This is a genomic window from Endozoicomonas sp. SCSIO W0465 (assembly GCF_023716865.1).
Lineage (GTDB): Bacteria > Pseudomonadota > Gammaproteobacteria > Pseudomonadales > Endozoicomonadaceae > Endozoicomonas.
The window spans coordinates 5,382,302-5,397,844 of sequence record NZ_CP092417.1; the positions used below are offsets into that span (position 1 = coordinate 5,382,302).

General features: G+C 49.7%; 15 protein-coding genes and 2 tRNA genes. 5 read left to right on the forward strand and 12 right to left on the reverse strand.

From position 1 onward, the window contains the following. Positions 1–4: 4 nt before the first annotated feature. The 5 genes from fahA to MJO57_RS33445 form a co-directional block, all read right to left on the reverse strand. On the reverse strand, positions 5–1,351 hold the full coding sequence (gene fahA / locus MJO57_RS23965) for a fumarylacetoacetase (protein WP_252019288.1): 1,347 nt from the start codon (positions 1,349–1,351) through the stop codon (positions 5–7). A 59-nt stretch (positions 1,352–1,410) separates the two neighbouring features. Continuing rightward, positions 1,411–2,709 carry a homogentisate 1,2-dioxygenase gene (hmgA, locus tag MJO57_RS23970; RefSeq protein ID WP_252019289.1) on the reverse strand — a complete coding sequence of 433 codons (1,299 nt, stop codon included), beginning with the start codon at positions 2,707–2,709 and terminating at the stop codon, positions 1,411–1,413. 442 nt (positions 2,710–3,151) lie between these two features. Beyond that, the gene (locus tag MJO57_RS23975) at positions 3,152–3,376 is read right to left on the reverse strand and encodes a hypothetical protein (protein WP_252019290.1); all 225 of its coding nucleotides are present in this window, start codon (positions 3,374–3,376) and stop codon (positions 3,152–3,154) included. A 255-nt stretch (positions 3,377–3,631) separates the two neighbouring features. After that, complete coding sequence (cpdA, locus tag MJO57_RS23980; protein ID WP_256493373.1) at positions 3,632–4,462, reverse strand: 3',5'-cyclic-AMP phosphodiesterase; 831 nt, start codon at positions 4,460–4,462, stop codon at positions 3,632–3,634. After that, positions 4,365–4,883 (reverse strand): DUF1249 domain-containing protein, encoded by a 519-nt coding sequence (locus MJO57_RS33445; protein WP_371924678.1) that lies wholly within the window; start codon positions 4,881–4,883, stop codon positions 4,365–4,367. Before MJO57_RS33445 ends, cpdA begins: the two co-directional genes overlap by 98 nt. 258 nt (positions 4,884–5,141) lie before the next feature. Here MJO57_RS33445 and MJO57_RS23985 point away from each other — a divergent pair, with 258 nt between their 5' ends. Both MJO57_RS23985 and MJO57_RS23990 read left to right on the forward strand, forming a co-directional pair. Next, complete coding sequence (locus MJO57_RS23985; protein ID WP_252019293.1) at positions 5,142–6,476, forward strand: TolC family outer membrane protein; 1,335 nt, start codon at positions 5,142–5,144, stop codon at positions 6,474–6,476. A gap of 124 nt (positions 6,477–6,600) precedes the next feature. After that, on the forward strand, positions 6,601–6,891 hold the full coding sequence (locus tag MJO57_RS23990; RefSeq protein ID WP_252019294.1) for a hypothetical protein: 291 nt from the start codon (positions 6,601–6,603) through the stop codon (positions 6,889–6,891). Positions 6,892–6,897: 6 nt separating this feature from the next. Here MJO57_RS23990 and waaA read toward each other — a convergent pair whose 3' ends face one another. From waaA to MJO57_RS24025, 7 genes are all read right to left on the reverse strand, one after another. Continuing rightward, positions 6,898–8,187, reverse strand: a complete 1,290-nt coding sequence (waaA, locus tag MJO57_RS23995; protein WP_256492147.1) for a lipid IV(A) 3-deoxy-D-manno-octulosonic acid transferase — start codon at positions 8,185–8,187, stop codon at positions 6,898–6,900. 121 nt (positions 8,188–8,308) lie between these two features. Then, positions 8,309–8,629 carry a hypothetical protein gene (locus MJO57_RS24000; RefSeq protein ID WP_252019298.1) on the reverse strand — a complete coding sequence of 107 codons (321 nt, stop codon included), beginning with the start codon at positions 8,627–8,629 and terminating at the stop codon, positions 8,309–8,311. Between the two features lie 334 nt (positions 8,630–8,963). Continuing rightward, positions 8,964–9,038: transfer RNA gene (locus MJO57_RS24005), tRNA-Gln, on the reverse strand. A 30-nt stretch (positions 9,039–9,068) separates the two neighbouring features. After that, positions 9,069–9,145, reverse strand: a tRNA-Met gene (locus tag MJO57_RS24010). 198 nt (positions 9,146–9,343) lie between these two features. Beyond that, positions 9,344–9,826, reverse strand: coding sequence for an IS1595 family transposase (locus MJO57_RS24015; RefSeq protein ID WP_252026893.1), 483 nt, complete (start codon positions 9,824–9,826; stop codon positions 9,344–9,346). After that, entirely contained in the window at positions 9,795–10,283 is a 489-nt protein-coding gene (locus MJO57_RS24020; protein ID WP_252018121.1) for a transposase, read from the reverse strand. The genes MJO57_RS24015 and MJO57_RS24020 overlap by 32 nt, the downstream gene beginning before the upstream one ends. 198 nt (positions 10,284–10,481) lie before the next feature. Beyond that, positions 10,482–10,736 carry a hypothetical protein gene (locus tag MJO57_RS24025; RefSeq protein WP_252019300.1) on the reverse strand — a complete coding sequence of 85 codons (255 nt, stop codon included), beginning with the start codon at positions 10,734–10,736 and terminating at the stop codon, positions 10,482–10,484. Between the two features lie 166 nt (positions 10,737–10,902). Here MJO57_RS24025 and MJO57_RS24030 point away from each other — a divergent pair, with 166 nt between their 5' ends. From MJO57_RS24030 to MJO57_RS24040, 3 genes are all read left to right on the forward strand, one after another. Continuing rightward, positions 10,903–14,382 (forward strand): AAA family ATPase, encoded by a 3,480-nt coding sequence (locus MJO57_RS24030; protein ID WP_252019302.1) that lies wholly within the window; start codon positions 10,903–10,905, stop codon positions 14,380–14,382. Positions 14,383–14,500: 118 nt separating this feature from the next. Further along, entirely contained in the window at positions 14,501–14,821 is a 321-nt protein-coding gene (locus MJO57_RS24035) for a hypothetical protein (protein WP_252019304.1), read from the forward strand. Further along, positions 14,818–15,498 (forward strand): hypothetical protein, encoded by a 681-nt coding sequence (locus tag MJO57_RS24040; RefSeq protein WP_252019306.1) that lies wholly within the window; start codon positions 14,818–14,820, stop codon positions 15,496–15,498. Before MJO57_RS24035 ends, MJO57_RS24040 begins: the two co-directional genes overlap by 4 nt. The last annotated feature ends 45 nt before the right edge of the window (positions 15,499–15,543 follow it).

A 15,543-nucleotide genomic window follows, 5' to 3' on the forward strand; every position in this document is an offset into this window, starting at 1 on the left:
GTGTTTATTCTCCAATATCCGTCCGGGCAGGCAGAACCGTTTGAGCCGGTAATATTGTCGCCAACACTTCGCCAAAGCCGATACGGGCATGGCCGGCTTTTTCACACCAGCCTTTGAAAATGACCGTGTCTCCATCTTCGAGGAATGTTCTGGTTTCACCGTTGGGCAGAGACAGCGGTTTTTTACCACCCCGGGAGAGCTCCATCAGTGAGCCCGCTGCCTCCGGCTCGGGGCCTGATTGAGTACCACTACCAAATAGATCTCCGGGCTTCAGATTGCAGCCATTAACCGTATGGTGAGCCACCATCTGGTTAATGGTCCAGTAAGAATGGCGAAAGCTGGATTGTGACAGTTTTGCCGGTGAGCTTCCTTCCTGGTCCATCTGTCTGGTCAGCAGATGCGCAGAGAGTTGTATATCAATGGAGCCCTGCTGGCGGTTTTTCCGGGAGTCAAGGTAAGGCAGTGGCTGCGGATCACCGGGAGGGCGTTCAAAGCTGGTCAGGTAAGGTATCAGTGCTTCCAGGGTGACAATCCAGGGGGAAACGGTGGAAGCAAAACTTTTGGCTAAAAATGGCCCCAGTGGCTGGTACTCCCAGGCTTGAATATCCCGGGCGGACCAGTCATTAAACAGGCAGAGACCGAATACGTGTTGATCGGCCTGATCCAGCGTAATCGGTTCACCCAAGGCGTTGCCGGGGCCAATGAAAATGCCCATTTCCAGTTCATAATCCAGTCGATTACAGGGACCGAAAGAGGGAGTGTCAGCATCAGGTGCTTTGGTCTGGCCGCAGGGGCGGTGGAAATTCTGGCCAGATACAGCAACAGATGATGCCCGGCCATGGTAGCCAATGGGTATCCACTTGTAGTTGGGTGGCAATGGATTATCGGGTCTGAACATTGAACCGATGCTGGTGGCATGGTAGATGGATGTATAAAAGTCGGTGTAATCGCCTATCTGGCAAGGGAGCTGGTATTCCACATCGTCCATGGCAATCAGGCAACCCGACAGCTCCGCTTCTTCCGGAGCACCTGAACGCAGGGCTTTGGACAAAGCTTGTCGCAAGGACGACCAGTGCTCAAAACCCAGCCCCATAAATCGGTTCAGTGTGTCATCACACAAGGTTTCCAGAGCCTCTCTGGATCTTCCTGAGGCAATGGTGGTATGGGAAACGCCGGCAAGGTCGAGAACCTGGTTGCCAATGGCGACACCTGCTCGAAAAGACTCATTATTGTCTTTACGTCTGAAAATGGCAAAAGGCAGGTTTTGAATAGGGAAATCAGTGTTTTTGCTATTAGCCGATGTAACCCAGCTGGTCAGGCTTACATCATGTGTTTCATTAAGTGTCAGCATGATGGACTCTATGTCTCCGGGGTAAGTTAGAAAAATGATCAGTTTTTTTATTGGTATTCTTATCGGCTGAAGTGCTTCCTGAGTCCTTTCCAGCAATCACTATAGTCGGTTTGGCGGGCATTACTTTCCAGCGCAAACCGGGTTGGCGCAAAGATAAAGCGGGACTCAAACATAAAGGCCATTGTGTCCTGGTATCGCACCGGTTCTAACGTTGCAGCACTGGCTTTTTCAAACACTTCCGCCTCGGGGCCGTGGGGGCTCATGCAGTTATGGAGGCTGGCACCACCGGGAACAAATCCTTTTTCCTTGGCATCATAAACACCGTGGATCAGGCCCATAAATTCACTCATGATATTTCGGTGATACCAGGGAGGGCGGAACGTGTTTTCAGCCACCATCCAGCGGGGCGGGAAGATAACGAAATCGATATTGGCGACCCCGGGGGTATCACTCTGGGAGGTCAATACGGTGAAGATGGAGGGGTCAGGGTGGTCGAAGCTGACGGTGTTGATCACATTGAAACGGGACAGGTCATATTTATAGGGGGCAGAAGTACCCACCCAGGCGACAACATCCAGGGGCGAGTGATCCAGAGTGCAGCTGAACAGATTTCCACCGAACTTGGCCACCAGTTCAAACTCTCCGTCGATATCTTCAAAACAGGCGAGTGGGTAATGGAAGTCCCGGTCATTGGCATAACCATTGGCTCCTACCGGTCCGCGCTCGGGAAGAATAAATGGTGCACCGTAATTTTCACAGATATAGCCTCTGGCCGTGCCATTGGGTAGCTGAATCTGAAATTTGATGCCCCGGGGAATCACCAGTATCTCGCCGGGAGGTACATGCAGGTTGCCCAGCTCGGTGCGTGCCAGAATAGCGCCCTGCTGAGGGACGATCAGCAGCTCGCCATCGGCGTTGTAAAAGAAGCGGTCATTCATATCCCGGTTGGCCAGGTACATGTGCACAGCAGAGCCGGTCTGTGTGTGGAGGTCACCATTGGCCGCCATTGTGACCAGACCATCGACAAAATCGGTTTGTTCTGTCGGGAGGTCAAGGGCGTCCCAACGCAGCCTGTCTGGCGGAGCGGTTACCTCGGTAACCGGACCAGAGCGGAGCAGGTTCGATGCCATGGGTTCATAGTTGCCCTGGGCTGCTGAAGGGCGAATCCGGTACATCCAGGTCCTTCTGTTCTGATGTCTGGGTGCTGTGAACGCGGTGGTGGAGAACTGCTCCGCATAGAGTCCCAAAGGTGCTCGCTGCGGATTGAACTGTCCGATGGGGAGTGCGCCTTCCAGGGCTTCGGTTTCATGTTCGTTACCAAAGCCATGGAGGTATTGGAGTTCAGGAGGTGTGGTCATTCGTCGTTACCCATTATCATAAAATCGCTTTCTGACACTGGTTTTATTATTGTTATGTCTTATTTATGAACTATTTCTACCGGCTATGTCCAATGACACGGCTACTGCAGCCAGATTCAGTTAACCTCATGGCCAAGGAGTGGCCAGCCACTGCTGAATAATAACAATTAATGAGTTCTGTGTGAGAATTTGATATTCAGAAATGTGGAAATTATTTCAGGACAGCTCCTAAGTAGCCAATTGCAATGAGAGTGTAGCTGCTATTTCAAGCTCAATAGCCTTCCGGTGGATTTATCACTGCTAATGATTGAAATCGATAACCATCCGGAAACGGAGCTATCCATAGCTCCATGCAGATAGGGTAAGTGTGAATTTTCCTGGTCATTTCATCGATAGTGAATGCCACATTATAAATAGTGGCATTCTTGTTTGAAAGAATGATTCAGATTCGGGGCTGATAGTCGGAGTTATCTAAATCTTCATAAAAATCTGGTTCTTGATATTGTTCTGATATGCCTTTTCTCAACTTACTCTTTTCAAAGTAGTCTTCTATTCCCTCACGGATGGCTGATGACTTTAACCCCTTGTGCCTTGCTTTCCGTGCTTTGGCTTTTTTGTGTTCATGATTGCTGTTCCAAAAGGTATCGTCCCATTCATCCTGTTGCATGGACCTTATCCTGGTCATAACATACTTCCTTATGTTTACTGCTCTTAATGATAAATTTAGAAAAGGATAAGGGGCTGTTTAATAATAAATAGTCATATATTGGTAAACAGATAATTCTGAAAGGTTTCTTAGAAAGCCTTATACCGGTTAAAAGATGAGGAGCAGATACTGAACAGGCCGTTTTACAACGAAAATTGCTGATCCCTCCCTTCAGAACACTGACCGACGACCTTTAATGTGGACATACTCAGTCTGTCAGTATCCGTTTGATTTACTATCAACGTTCATTGGTTCCTGACGGACTCTTACAACGTGGCTCTCTAGCTGACCATTCGGAAAAAAGTCAAGTACACGGAAACCGGGTTGTCTGGTATCAGCAAGAAACTCATCAGCCCCGGGAGCAAACTGGACACAGGTTGAGGGGGTTGCCATCACGGGAAGATCGCAGAATCGATACTGCCTGGCCTGATGCACATGGCCGTGAATGATGCCCCGAATATTGTTGTGACGGAAGATGATCCGGGCAAGATCATCCGGGTTTTCCAGCATGATCTGATCCATCCAGCGACTATTGATAGGAGCCGGGTGATGATGGAAGGCCAGAAGTGTGTGTCTGTCCGGATTCTGCTGCAAACAGCTATCCAGCAGTTCCAACTCAGTTTCACTGAGATATCCGTGTATTTTACCTGCCACCTGAGTGTTCAGCAGAACTATTTGCCAGTTACCCAGAATAATCTGCTTTTGCATCGCCGATGGGTTTATCGCCTCCATAAGATGGGGCTGATCATGATTGCCTGGCAACCAGTAGTTGGGAGCATCGATTGCCATCAGTTTTTCTTTCAGGTGTCGATAGGACGCTTCACTGTCATCGTGGGTCAGGTCTCCTGTTACCAAAAGACAGTCAAGTTCCTGGTAGTCTTTCTGTATTTTTGCAAGTACCTCATCCAGGGTCACAGAGGTATTAATCCCCATCAGTGTAGAACCGGAATTAGCAAAGAGGTGGGGGTCCGTGATCTGCAGGACTCGAAATCTGGCGGTATTCATCGTCTGTTTTTTCTGTATAAGTTCGACAGGCAAGCATTGCATAATCAAGCCACTGAGCCAGAAACTGATTATGCTGCTCTTTTTCATCAGGCTGATACATTTTAGTATTGGGATAATCGTATCGCGGCTGGATTATCCGGCTTGTTCTCCGAGAGACCATTTCGGCCATCCTAACGTCATGGTAAAGTCGCACCTCGGCCTCCGGCATCTTAAATAATGGTCCCCAGTCAGCATTCATTTGCAACCTTAACAAGGTGGTAAATGGAGCCCGCTCCAGGACGTCAATGACCAGCCATCCCATGCTGTTATCCAGGCTGTTTCTGTGCTTAACCGGCAAGTGAAAGTGTTCCTGCCCTGATAACTCAGGCAGCAGATGCACAAGACGCAAATAGTTTTCCTCACAAACCTGTTGCAGGCGAATCAGGTTGACACAATAATCAGGTTTCAGCGAATGTCTCTTCATAGTGTCTATTATAGTGCCCTGTGCTCTTCAGCCTAAAGAAGCAATATCCATAGAGGACTTCATCATACTACTGCATTTTTTGCGTAAATTAGTGTAGATTTCCTTGATCTGAGATTGATACAGCGATTTTATTCCCATCCAGGGATCAGTCTGGCAACCGTTGACCGGTTAAGTAGGACTGGCGAACTTTCCAAGGATCACAAGATTATGTCACGAAATTGTCGTAGAGGGTTTCTGCTTGCCGCCCTGGCGGGTACCGTGTTGAATGTACAGGCTGCACCAACTCAGTACAACCTGCTTGATGTCTACAATATGGCGCTGAAAAACGATGCCCAGTTGGCGGCTGCCCGGGCATCCATGAAAGCGACTCAGGAGACTGTTAATCAGAGCCGTGCTTCATTGCTGCCAACGCTTGGACTGTCAGCTAATACGCAATACAACAAAGTGGGTCGTGATTACGTTAGCGGGGGGGAATATAAAGATAATTACAACTCACACGGTTGGGGTGCCACATTGACTCAACCCCTGTTCAATATGAACAGCTGGTTTACTTATGAGCAGGCCAAGTCTGTCGGTGATCAGGCATCTGTCGTATTTGCCAATGCCCAGCAGCAGTTGATCCTGCGTGTGGCCGACTCTTATTTTAATGTGCTCAGATCTGAAGATAGCCTGATGACGGCCAAAGCCCAGGAAAGAGCATTGAAGCAACAGATGGACCAGGCCCAGGAACGTTACAATGTTGGCCTGATTGCCGAAACCGATGTTCTGGATGCCCGGGCAGCTTATGATAATGCCCGTGTTGCCCGTATTCAGGCAGAGAACCAAGTATTTATCAGCTATGAACAGCTGCGTACCATTGTAAACCAGGATGTAACTGATATTGCTCACCTGGAAAAGGCGATGCCGGTGGTTGCCCCAACTCCTGAGAACCCTGAAGAGTGGGTAAATACGGCACTGGCCAACAACCTGGAGTTGAAAGCGACCCGGGAAGGGTTAACGGCTTCCGAGTCCAAAGTAAAAGTCAGCAAGTCCGGTTATGCTCCAACGGTTAATGCATTTGCCAGCTATAACTACAGCTCCAGCAATTCAGTTACCTCCAGGGAGGCACCATATTCCGGCGATGGAAACCAGACAGTCGTTGGCGTTCAGTTTGACCTACCGATCTTCTCTGGTGGTTCCACCACAGCGGTTACCCGTCAGGCAGGCTATCAACTGGAAGAAGCCCAGAAAAATTACGACCAGCAACTTCGTGACACCAATGCCAATACCCGTAGCCTGCTGAGAACCGCGACTTCTGATGTGGACCGGGTTCATGCCAGCTGTCAGGTGATCCTCTCGTCAGAAAGTGCACTGAAAGCGACTCAGAGTGGCTATGAGGTAGGTACCCGCAGTATCACTGATGTCCTGGACGCTCAGCAGCAACTCTACTCTTCCATCAGTAACTATCAGAACACCCGTTATGACTTTATTGTCAATACGCTGAAGCTTAAGCAGGTTGCCGGTACGCTCAGCCCGGCGGATCTGGAAGCGCTGAACCAGTGGATGACGAATGCCAGTGACGAGCTTTCAGTACCCGATGAATGCCGTGGTTAATGGCTAATAATCATAATGTTTCTGTAAAAATGGCTCCTGAAGGAGCCATTTTTATAGGTGTAGAAAGAAGAAAAGTGGCCGCTGACGCTGAACCCTCTCTTCTATACTGAACAGATACCCGATTATGGATGATGATGTCATGGATGAGCATATCAAGAGCTGTGAAACCCGTATGAAAACTTATGTTGATGATGGGTGCTCTCTGGCTGAAGCCTTTCTGAAAACTTTTGCCTATGAAAATCTGCAAGAACAGAAAAGGGTTATGAATCGGATTCTTGGCAAATTGTCCATTCAGGGACTGCAATCCGGAAACGATTATTACTTTGTGGATGGCAGCCGTTTGAATATTGATCCTGTTGTCGATTCAATGCTGGCAACCAAGTCTTCCAATACCAATTTACGCCCTGGACTGTAGCCATTGTTATGTGCTGGATGGCAATAGATGATCAACCAGCATTAATGTCTTTTTCAAAGCTCCCCGGTTATCACGCACAAACGCTCCGGCATGCCGACTCATGCTTTCATACTCCGCTTTATCCTGCACCAGTCTGATGATGCTCTGGGCCAACGTTCCACTATCGTTGATAATTTTCAAGCCTCCAGCCTGAACCAGAGATTCGCTGATCTCTGCAAAATTAAAGACGTGAGGCCCGGACAAAACCGGCAGGTTTAATGCGGCTGGTTCCAACATATTATGTCCACCCGTTGGTACCAGGCTGCCACCCACAAAGGCTATATCCGATGCGGCAAACAGTTTCATCATTTCGCCCATGGTATCCCCGAGAATAACCCGGGTCTTTTCAGAAGGCTGAGTTCCCCGGCTGTGACGGACCACCGGGAACTGGTTGTCCCGAATCAGCTGGTGGACACTATCAAATCGCTCAGGGTGTCTGGGTACTAACAGCAGTCTTACTTCAGGTGACTCTGCCAGAATGGTTTTGAACGCATCCAGTACCTGCTGATCCTCCCCTTCATGGGTACTGGCAGCCACCAGAATACGAATGTCACTGCCCATACCCTGCTGCCACGTCTGCCGGAGTGCCTGACCTGTGGTTATGATTTCTGAAGACACATCCAGATCAAACTTGATACTGCCAGTCACCTCGAGTTGTTTGTTCGGCAGGCCAAGCGCCAGAAATCGCCGCCCCGTCTCACTGTTCTGGGCGGCAACCATTGCAATGTGTTCCAGCATTGGGCGGGTGAGATAACTGAAACGCTCATAACCTTTGGCGGAGCGTTCAGAGAGTCGGGCATTGGCAACCAACACCGGAATCGAACGTTTGTGGCAGGCTGCGATGGTATTGGGCCACAGCTCGGTATCGATAACGATGGTCATGACCGGTTTTACTTTGTCCAAAAAGCGTCTGACAGCGCCGGGAAGATCATAGCTGGCGTAGACATGATCCACACTGTCCCCATGAATTTTACGAACCTGGGCTGAGCCGGTAGGCGTCATGGTGGTAATTAAAATACGATAGTCTGGGTAGCTCTTCTGAAGTTGCTTTACCAGCGGACCACTGGCAATCGTCTCCCCCATGGATACCGAGTGCACCCAGATAATCGGCTTATCCGAGGCGGGAAGATTGAAGAAGCCAAACCGTTCCCTCTTTCTCTGCCAATACTCTGGTGCCTTTTTGGAACGCAGGTAGAGGCGAACCATTATCAGGGGGGATATCAGGTACAACAGCATCGAATAAAAGAAACGGCTCATGAGATAACACAGGTTGAAAGGTACAAGGAGCTGAATGTTAACAAAATTCTTACCTGCCTGCGTACTGACTGGGAGTTGCGGGAAGAAACCGGCAAAATACTGATTACCAGCGGCATGTCAATCATGACCTATGCCCGGAGGATATATGCCTATTTAATTCACATATCCAACCTTCTCTCAATTTATGAATACCTGAAAGATTCAATGATTTTTTACCTACAAGATCACTGAAATCAATTCTGGAGATATCAACATCCCCTACAGGTTTTCCTTTAGACAGATTATACAGTTGGTAATCAGCCAGAATATACGCTTTCATTGCCAGGGAATAAGCTATCCGATCAGAGTCATAGGATGGAAGGGTTATCATGGTTTTTTCGGAATCTGTGGGAGAACCCGTCCATTGTGGTGTTAATATTTTAGTGGCTGGACTGGTCTCCATAAAATCTCTGACTCAAGGTTGCATCAGGTTCATTTGTATGGACTCCTTAATCTATTAGAAGTTCTTCCAATAGTGCAAAAAAGCGCAAGTACCCCTATAGAATCATGCCTGTAATGGCCAACCTTTAGTAAGTCCACCTGAAAAACGTCATCCCAAAAGTCAGCCTGAATGTGTCCAAGCTGGCTTTTTTGAAAGCATTGGTGATGAAAAAAGAGATCTCTGAAAAGGAAATCAAAAAGATGGGTGAGAACGTTCAGGAGATTTCTAATGATCTATCCATCAGAAGAAAAACAAAGTTGCAGCAGAATTCACTAATGTTTCAGAAGTTTTAATATGGCTGGGGTGGAGGGATTCGAACCCCCGCATGTCAGGATCAAAACCTGATGCCTTACCGCTTGGCGACACCCCAGTAAAATAGGCAAGATACTATCCAAATTAGTGGTAGCTAGGGGCAGATTCGAACTGCCGACCCCAGCATTATGAGTGCTGTGCTCTAACCAACTGAGCTACCTAGCCACTTAATATGTTCACTGTTGATCTCAACATAAGATCTGAGCCATCGTCCTTCAACAATGGTAAACCCTGAAGGCAATGTCCTGACGACGTTACACGCAGAACAAAAAGTGACTCAAATCTGAACGCGGTGAATAATAATGTTTCCGTAAGGTTTTGCAATAGTTATTTTAATTTAGGCTCTTTTCCAATTCCAGACTGCTATGTAACCAGCAAGTTGACTAAGGGCTGAAGAAGACTTTTGCCTCTTCGGCCAATATTATGCAAAAACTCAAAAAAGCCAAGGTAAAGGGGTAAAGCCTCTTGGGATATTCCCCTGTGAGGCCTTAGCCACGAGCGTAGAAGTGACCAAAACCCCTCCATAGTATTAACATGCACCTCGTAAATACCGTCTTTGTCATCATCACGAGCATACTCACCTTTGCCGTGACAGACCGTTTTATGTCTGAAGCCCCAGCTTTCAAGGTCATCATAGATGTTGTATTCATCGGTATAAATCTGGCTCTGTGGGGCTACGTGTTTCTTGATAAATGGTTCGATTGTCGCCTTCTTAACGTTCGACAGCATGTTGATAATGACCTGACCTCCCCTTTGAATCATTCCCAATACCGGCGGTTTGTCTTTTTCAAGAGTCCCACGGCCCGGAGCGCCTTTAAGCCTTCTTTTTCTCGGTGGACGATCCAGATTTTTTTAATGCTTCAGGGTGTCCCTTGTGACCAGCTACAATGTAGACCTCGTCGAATTCAACTTCGCCATCAAGAATCACTTCAGGCTTTCGGTCAACAACACCATTTCGTAAGACTGTGGTCATATGGTGTGCATCACTGACACACAGATCAAGTTCCTGAGCTATCTGGCTGTTGGAGACGTTCAGCCCCATTAAATAGAGACAGGCAATCCAGACTTTGAGTGGTCGGTGGTGTCCTGCGAAAACCGTATTTGTCAGGTCATCGAAGTAGCGCTTACAGGACTTACAGTAATAGTGCTGGCACTCTACCTGCACATTGTCGTGTCCATTCTTTTTGACATTCTCAGAATCACAGTGCGGACAGAGAACAGTGCCATCTGGCCAGCGGTTCTCACGGATCATCTCAAAGCAGGTGTCATTACTGATGAGATCTGAGATTCGGCCTATATTCATGGTCAATGCTGGCGATGGCTAATTATATCCACCAAGGATAGTTCAGCAGTTCGGAATTCGAAAAGAGCCTTAATTTATTATGGTCCTCTCATACCCGATTTGATATTACTGATGAACTTCAAATGTTCAGTGATGGTTCCAAAAAACCAGTTGATACTTTCTACTGGCCGGGCACTCTACAGGCCGGGCACGCCCCTTTCACACCTCCGCCAACAACGCCCGCCACTCCAGTAAGTTCGCTTCCAGTTCCATAATATGCTCTTCCAGTCCGGCCAACTCCTCTTCAGGAATGTGTAAACGATCACGAACATCATGGTGACGTTTCACCCGTCGCTGAAGAACCAACAGTTCCTCCTCAGCCACCATCACGCGCACGACCATAGAGGGTATGGATGAGTAACTGATCTGTCCCCGGCTATTTCGGGGCACCTGTGCCAGATGAATACGGTCCATAGCAAGCTCTCCTTTGAAGTCATTTCTGCTTGAATGCAGCGAATCAGGCAATAAAAGACAATGGTAGCTTCTTGCAAAAAAATATAAAACGGGAACTTTTCCTTCACTGGATGAACTAAATAAGTACTGAGTGAGTGTTCAGTAATTTTCATACAGTCTCTAAGGAATGAGTAAAATGACAAGGATTGATAACAATAATCAGCAAACAACTGACTCCCAGCAACCTGAATTTACCACTGCTACTGATGGGGGAAAACGGAATTACCTGAACCGGACGGCAACACAAGCCGCCCTCGACAAACAGCTGCCTGAATCAAAACAGACTCCAGATGTTGCCTTGATCGAAAGATCACCAATTGCTTCAAAAGCCACCTTCTCTACTGATTTCGAACGCTCTCCAGTCGACTCAACAAGCAAAACCTCAGATCATCAAAGCAAAAGCTCCGGAGAGTTCTATTTTGCCAATGACCCTCTAGCCAAACAGCAGATTATTGATCAATTAGCCCTTGAACAGCCCTCAATATATTGTATCCGTTCACTGGACGATCTTGAAAAACATGGCCTTATCAGGCAATTCTGGTTAGAAAACGGCCAGTTGCATCAAGCAAAAGGACGCCTTTTTGCTGACCAGCCGATTACCCTGGTCTTTGATTTGACCACCATGTCCCCCGGTGACATCGCCAGCTTTAACGATATTCTCCAGGTCCATCCACAATGCAATGATAAACCGCTGGGGGATCAGGTCAGGCGGGTATTTCTGGTTAATGACGGGATGCTGAAGGGTAGCCAGGCCGCCAACCCCGATCTGTGGCGCCGATTAGGGCAAATGCCCGAGAAGCGGGTTGCAAAAACCGATCATGTCGCTGACTCCGTCATGGATGAGACGTTGCTGGCTCAACATACCACAGCGTCCGTTGTGGAGAATAAAACCGTGGTTACCATTGATTTCGCCACGACCGGCGACTGGTATCCATGCCTGTTTGGCAGTATCGGCCTGGATGAACAGGGTCAGCTGTTTTTTTCTGAAGGTGCATTGGCCCGGCTGGAGGATGACACCCATCTGGTCTTTAAAAATGCGCCGTGGAAAAATCCGGGTTTTCAAGAAGCGCTGGCTACGGCTCTGCGAAAGGGCGGGTTTGAAGCCAACCGGCAATGGGTCAGTTTGCCAACCCAGATAAGTTTCTCCAGAGAGGAAATTACTGACACGGAACTCAATGCCTGGAAAAAGCAGACCATCAGGGAATGTGAAGCCTTCCGTCCTGAAAGGCCATTTGCTTGCATTAATGCACACTCCATCGACAGTCTCAAGCATCGTATCAGGGTTGAAGGCACTTCGGTGGTCCCTGCAAATATGCTGGCCAATCTGCTCAAAGGCAGTAGTCAACTGGTGATTACCTCAGAGCTGGATGAAAAACAGTGGTTATGGCTACTGACTGAACTGCAGCAGTTGCCGGATGGGCAACGCCCATTACTGTTTACCAGCGTGGCTAACGGCTCTCTTTCCGCTAACGGCTCTGTTTCCGCTAACAGTGGAAATACAGTTCAACCTCAAAAAAGGCCATTGATTGATAGCTCAGATACTGATCCGACACCACAGAAACGGGCAAAATTAGAGCCAACCGCTAATCGTAAAAACCGAGCGCTGACAACCGATGTCTTACTGCCGTCAGAAGGTAGGCGTTGGCAATTGGCAGATGATGGTTATCAGCAATGTGTAAATGCCATTCCAGGCACTGTTTTGTCCTATGAAATCAGCCCGACAGACACCATAGAGCTTTTGCAACAGGTCAATCTGACCAGTCAGAACAACATGACGTTTTCATTAACCAACACGACGCTGATGCAAGCGCTGGTGAATGGCACACCGCTTATTCTCAGTGGCCTGGAACACAACCCAAGGTTGTCGGCAAACCTGGAAACCCTGTTATTGCCCAACCCCTACCTGTTTATTCACGGGCACAAAGTGGAACTGCCAAAGGCCAGCGTAACGTTCATCAGACCCCCACAGGGGCAAAGCACAGGCTCGGCGCTGATCGATCAGATTTGCAATCCACAACATCATCCAGAACAACATCCAGAACATCATCCAGGACAACATCAAGAACAACCGCCGGAAAACCCGGTCTATTCGCTGCTGAAATCACTGCCACGATCTTATCAAAGAACCTATCCGGCAGTGCCACCCTGGAGTTCGGCGGCTTTTTGCCAGCAGTTTGAGCAACAGGCCGAGGCAGAACGCCGGCTGGACGGCAGTATCCGGCTGATGCCCTGCCACCAGCGCAAAGCGTTGCACGTTCTGCTGGCCAAAGCGTACCGGGGCGATCCGGCGGTTTACAGTTTTATCAAGGCAAAAATCGCCCGGTATTATCCGGATCAACCCGCCGACGACCGGGCAAACCGGTCGGCCTTGCAACAGTGGTTGGCCAGGCATCCTGAACCCAAACTTGAGCAGATCAAAGCGGATTTCTGGACGCTGGCACGACACTGCCCGCCCGGGGTACACCAAGCCATTAAACAATTTGACGAGATTAATAACGACTCGGTTAAGGCGTTGGCAACTTATATCGTTGGCTCGGCGGACTGGTCACACTGGTTCTCACTGGCACGGCAATTAACCGTCAATCTGAATACCGTCAGAACACGATCGTTTTTTGATGGCGTGGTACGCTCAACCCTGAGGGATGCCCTGATCGCCAATAAAAAATTACTCACGTGCGGAACCGTTGTCAGTGCCACCCTGGCGTCAGTGGAGACCGCAATAAACGCTGTGCTGGTGACGGATCAGACCGATCAGCAGAAATGGCAGCAAGTCAACAACCTGCTGATTTCACTATTTGAGAATAATGAATTGCCGCCCCACTGCGAGGACCTGCCCAACGCCTTGCTCTTGAACCAACGTCATACCCAGTCCAGGCAGGAGCGTCGCCTGGAGTATCTGGCCAACCGGGTACAGGAGCACCCTATGGTCTTTCTGCAAGGGGAAGCCGGGGCAGGAAAGTCCCATATGGCCGAGGCCATTGCAGTCAAGGGCGGTTATCCCGGTTGCCAGGTCATCCAGCTGGGCCCCAACCGGACCTCAGAGGAACTGTTTGGCGGAACGCAGCTGGTCAGTCAACAAACGGACAACCAGACCGATCATCACACGGCGTTTTGCGAAGGGCCGCTCCTGCAGTGGGCATTGTCCAGGAATCCGCCCCTGCTGGTGCTGGATGAGGCTAACCTGGCACCTGACGGCTTGCTGGCTCCCCTCGCCGGTTTGACCAGGACACCGCCGGTCATCCACTATCAGGGCCGGGAATATCGGTTAACAGAGAAACACCGGATTATTCTCACCGGCAATCCCGACCATTACCAGGGGCGACGGCTGGATACCACCCTCAGATCCCGGATGCCCACCTTTTTCTACCATCCCCTGCCCGAATCCGTGCTGGCAAGGGCCATTATCTTACCCGGTCTGCCTGGCCAGTGGTCAGATGCCAGCAAGCAACAGGCCTGTCACCGCCTGTTAACCCTGTTCAACCACTTTAAGGTGCTGGTGCCGGGGGATCTGGTCACCCCGAGGGATATCAGGATGTGCTGGCGACGGTTCGCCAGATTGTTAAATATTATCCGGCTGCGTCAACCGATATACCGGAAGCACAGGTGAATGCCCTGATCCGGCGTGCGTTTATGGACAGCCTGGCCGGTGCCGTTACCGGTGCTTACCACAGCGCCTGACATCCCTTAATCTCTGGTATCAGGGACAGTACCCGGAAGATTTATCGGTGGTGGCCGGAGCCGACCAGACCTTTGCCCAATTCCTGCAACAGTTGCAGGCAGAGAACCCTGATGCTGACTTTTCTCCGGAGCCTGTCCGGCAGCTGGTCTACCGCTACTGGCAAAGTCTCGACAAGGATGACAAAGGACGCACCGCCACGTTGGTGGAAGGGCCTGCAGGCTGGGGTAAAGACTTTATTCTGGACAGGACCATCCGGCGGTGGCAAAGCAGCAATTCCGGCAACATCAGTCCGTCACACCGTTCATCCACATCAATGCCAACCCGAACCAGTGGTCTGCCCTGGTGGACAGCGTCAACCAGGCCATGAGCAAAGGCCAGCTGATCGCCATCAGCGAGCTGAACCTGATCCCCAGCAGCTATCTGGAAGGGCTATTCAACGATGTATTAACCGGCCATGCGGCCCCTGGATTCCGGCTCTTTGCCACCGTCAATCCGGGCTCTTTTGAGGGGCGGGAAGCCCTGAGCCCGGCGCTCAAGAGCCGCTGCACCCAGGTCAGACTGGGGGCCTTATCGCAGCAGGCGCTGGAAGGGCTGATTCAGCGCATGTCAGGAATGCCGGAAGGGTTGCCGCAATGGCTATCGGGCCACTTCCACCAACTGGCCAACGCACTGGATGAGCAGAACAGTCCCGTTCAGCTGGCACTGGATGACCTGTTCGGCACCGCGAATTATCTGGCCAGGCAATCTCCGGAGCAGTGCCCGGAGCAATGGCAAAGGGCCTTTCAACAATACCTCTCACTGTCATTTCGTGCACTGGCGACTCCACTGCCGAAGCTACAGGATACGACAACTGCCCTTGAACAAAGGCACAATGAGGAGCAACACCGACTGCATGTTGAGAGCATGGCCAATAGTGTGCCCGGACTGCCAGCCCCTATTACGGTGAAATTCGGTAATACAGCCCACTCTGATGAACGAGAAATCACGGTCACACCAATGTCACTGATCAGGAGGTGTTTACCGAGGTTCAAAGCACGTTCATAAGCAAGATAAACGACAGTAACAAAGCTCATGACACGACAGCAGGAG